The organism is Succinimonas sp. (assembly GCF_045225735.1).
Classification (GTDB): Bacteria; Pseudomonadota; Gammaproteobacteria; order Enterobacterales; family Succinivibrionaceae; genus Succinimonas.
In genome coordinates, this window is the sequence record NZ_JBGVBR010000405.1 from 1 (window position 1) to 4,215 (window position 4,215).

Below are 4,215 nucleotides of genomic sequence, written 5' to 3' on the forward strand. Positions count from 1 at the left end.
CCGGAGCGAGCATCTGCTGCGAGAAATAAACCTTAACAAAAATAACGCAGTCATCGCCGTCAGATGATTTCACGGTCAGGGGCACATAGGAGGCGGCGCTGTTTTTCTGGTCGTCCTTGCCGTCCTTGCCGCTGCTCCTGCTTATGCGGATCAGATTTTTGTCCAGATAAAGCCTAAGCGGCGCATAGCGGCCCCGGATATTGATTTCAGCCTCGGCTCCCTGGTCGTCGGAAAAGCGGAAGAACCGGAAGGTGAGCCCCTCGGCATCGGCCCGGCCCTCGTAGATAACCTTCTCTGAGGTGTCCGTTACTATGGAGCTAAAGCGCTTTGCGGGCTCCTCGCCGGCCTGAATGTCCAGATAGCGGAACTTCAGGGCGGCGTTGGTTCGTTCTTCCTTCCCGTAGACGCCGCTGATAAGAGCGTTCTGGGTTTTGATGTCGGGAATGGCGATTTTTACGGATACCGGGTTTTCCGTATCACCGAAGGTCTTCAGGATAAAATCCGCGTGCTGAGCCCATTGGGGCACGTTGTTTCTTCCGGAGGAAAGACCGGACATCAGGGGCTCCTTAAGCGTATCCACGCCCTCGTCCGCGGCAGCCTCGGCTTCAGATGCGTCCTTTTCCGCTTCTTTTTTCTCGGGGTCAGTGATAATGCCGAAGGATCTCAGAGATTTCCGGAGCTTTGCCATATCCTCGGGCAGAATGACCTGACCGCTTATATTGCCGTCACGGAGCACCGGGAAGTAGTAGAGGCGGTTCTGGAATTCTGCGAGAGAAGCAGTAACGTTGTAGTTGGCTTCCGCCTTCAGGAGCTGGATGCCCTGCCGCACGAAGGAATCCCACCAGGGGATGGTGCTATCAGCTCCCCTCTGCGACATCAACTGCGTGTAATCCTTGCGGACGTTTTTTTTGCTGATGGTGTTAAGGTAGCGGTTGGCCTTCAGCGGATCGTCCGGCAGCAGCGACCAGGAGTTCAGGGTGGTGGAGCAGACCTGGTTGTAGTTCAGATCCAAAAGCTTCATTCTTGCGGAAATATGCTTGAGAGCATGATCCCTGCTGCTGATGCCGCTGCCTGAAAGCACCGGATCCCGGATTTCCGAAAGCACGTCATAGGACATGTTGTACACGTCCCGGAGACTGGCATTGATTTCATAGGAACGGCTCCTTTTGGCAAACTCGTGGAAGCTTTCATAGTCATGGAAGGTGGGCTTCAGGTTTTCGGCAAAGGCGCTCCAGTAGGTCACAAAAGCATCGGCGTACCGGGTTACCTGGCGTTGCATCTTCTGTACCCGGGGATCGCTGTCCACGAAGGCTGAAAATATGCCGTAGGCTTTTCCGGCAGCGGCGGTATCTCCCTTCTCTGCCGCCTGAGCTCCCTTTTGCCCCTTGTTCTTTTTGGACTGCTGGCTGTATTCCAGGAGAGCTGCGGCCGGGTTTATCAGGATATTCACGGCCCTCGGGGCGTATTCCGCATCCATGTTGAAGGATCCCAGCGTCCGGGCCGCGGAATCGGCGTCCAGATATTGTTCAAGAACCCCGTTTTCCGAGGAAATATCCCGGGCTACGGCGGCAACTGTGGCGGCCAGGCTGGTGTCTTCGGGATAGAATTCCAGCAGGTTTTTCGCCAGGCTGATAAGCGCGGTCGCCTCTTCATACTCCAGGAAGGCACGGGCCGCATCCCCCAGTTTGGCGGAGGCCTCCAGGTCCTTGTGGCTGTCCAGGAAGGATTTAAGATGATTCCTCTTGATCTTGAAGATGCTTCCCATATCCCGGATCTGCTTTTCAAAATTTTCCGGATGGCGCAGCGCTATGGGCAGATCCTCGTCATTGACGTAGATGATCCGGAGCATTTCGGCCAGATCCTGATAGTTCATCCGGTTATCGCTGCCTTTGGCGGAGCTCATGGCGAAGATTTTGCTGGCCAGGATGTCGGTGAGTCCGCTTTTAACAGTTTGATAGTCCTTTTCCAGATTGTTCCGGGCCTTGTTTTGGAAATTCACCAGACTGTCTATGTCCGTGTAGCTGTAGTCGATATGAGCGCTGATGTCGCTGCTGGCATTGACATAGTCGATAAAATGCATGAAATCCTCATCAAGGATATTCTGGTAGTCGCGGTAGCTTTTTTCAAAATAAGCCGCGCGCGCCATATTGATGGATTCCTCGGCTTTCTTGTCTCCGGCATTGTCGTCCTTGTCCTGTTTTTCTTCTTTGCTGCCGGCTAAATCGCTAAGAGGAGGCATGGCAAAGGTTATCAGAAAATGCTGGTAATTTTTGCTGAGGTAATCAGTGGTGCTGATGGCGTGAAAAACCTCCTGACGCGCCTCCCGATAGTTCTGAAAGGCGCTGGCGATATTGTTCTGGCCTTCCGTCCGGCCGAAATCCCTCAGAGTGTCAAGAGAGCGGTTTAGGTCGCTGCCGTGCATCACCACGTGCCGGAACATCTGGTAGTCGGATTCCGGGTAGGCGTTAACATCAATCAGCTGTTTAACCAGATTTTTGATGCCGTTATTGATGCCGGGGTAGAAATCCTTGTGAAGCAGGATCTGGCGCACGGCATTTCTGGCGTAGCTTTCTTTGCCGGAGGCGAAATCGCTGATCTCCTGGGCTACCTTCCGGGAAACCTGGGGGTACATGTAGCGCACGATGCTTACCAGACATTGCTCCATGACATCGGTGCTCTTTTCGCCGGCATGATTGTCCTCATCGGAAAGGGAGAGATGCATGCAGTCCAGGAGGGCATCAGCGCGCTTTTCGGTGAAGTAGGAATCATCCCGCCGGAGATTGCTGACGAAGGACTTGCTGGCAGGGAACAGGATCATGTCCGTGGTCAGCTGGTTGTAAATGGTCTTTCTTTCGCTGTGACTGAGATTGTTATAGTCGTAGAAGAGATAGCTTGCGGGGGCATACAATAAGGGCAGGGGGCGATCCGCCAGGAGAGTGATCTTGGAGCTGGTGAAAAAATTAAACCGGGTGACCTCGGGCATGCCGTTCATGATGCTGTCAAAGTGATCCGTTCCCGTGGCGGTATTCTCATCCATGTCCAGGAGCGGGGAGTTCAGCGGGGCGTGCGCCTTGAACAGAGATGCCAGCTGCCGGTAAAACTGGGTATCCGCTTCCAGATTCCGGGTAATGAGCCGGTTCCCCAGCAGAGCTCCGGCCAGGTACATCAGGGAAATGAGCCCCAGGATCACTACCATGGTCAGAGCCGGCACATGCCTCCGGATGATTTCGCTTTTGGTAAATACCGCCAGCCGATCCAGATCGGCGAGACTCTGGCCCAGAAGTTCGTTGCGGAATACGGCCGCCTCCAGAGGAGTATGCCGGCTGGAGAGGGGGGCCTCATCCGGTTTGGCCTTTTTGAGTTCGGCAAAGACGGCACTGAAGCATACCCCCTGATCGCAGGAGGAGCAGAAATAAATGCCCTCCGGCATTCCGGCGAGCGCGGAACTGTCCGGATCGAAAATTACCCGGAGGTAATGCCGGAGATTATCCTTCAGGGCCGCAACCTGATCCGGGAAGGCGAATACATAAGAGGAAAGATCGATTCTGCCCTGGGCGGTATAGCTGGCATCCAGGGCCTTCTTGGAGATCATGAGGCCCAGGGAGGTATCCTTAAGGGCGGCGATATACTCGTCCCAGGCCCGGCTGAAGACGCTGTCCGTGTAGCGTCCGGTTCCCTGGCGCAGGTCGGAGAGATCAATGCCGCTCATGCGGGTTCTGCTGGCGGCGGGGATGCCGTCAAAAAATTCCCGGAAGCCCAGAATGCAGTCCGCCTTGGTGATGACAATTCTGATGGGAACCGTCATGCGGATGGCGCGGGTGAGTCTCAGCGTTTCTGAAAATATCAGGGCGGCCTTTTTGTCGGTGATGCTTTCGGAGTCGGCGATAAGAGCGTCGGCCGGGATAGTGAGAATTATGCCGGACAGGGGTTTTACCGCATGGACGCTATGGATAAACTCGCAGATGGCATACCATTCGGCGGAGGAGCCCCCCAGCCAGTTATCAAAGAACACATTGCCCCGGACATCCAGAAAAACCCGATCCCGGTGCACATGAAAATGCAGGGGCTCCGTATTGCCGGGATCCTGCTCCTGTCTGATGGATACCGTGTTGAGTTCGCCGTCCCGGAAGAGGGATGTTTTGCCGGAGAGGGGTTCGCCCAGCACCGCATACCACGGCGTATGCTGCTTTTTGATGCAGTGGGTTTTAATGTAAT

At 54.9% G+C, this 4,215-nt stretch carries 1 protein-coding gene; it reads right to left on the reverse strand.

What is annotated here, in order from left to right; genetic code table 11:
• Positions 1 to 4,215 (reverse strand): type VI secretion system protein (locus ACJROR_RS14270; RefSeq protein ID WP_406547683.1); only part of this gene is annotated, 4,215 nt, incomplete at both ends.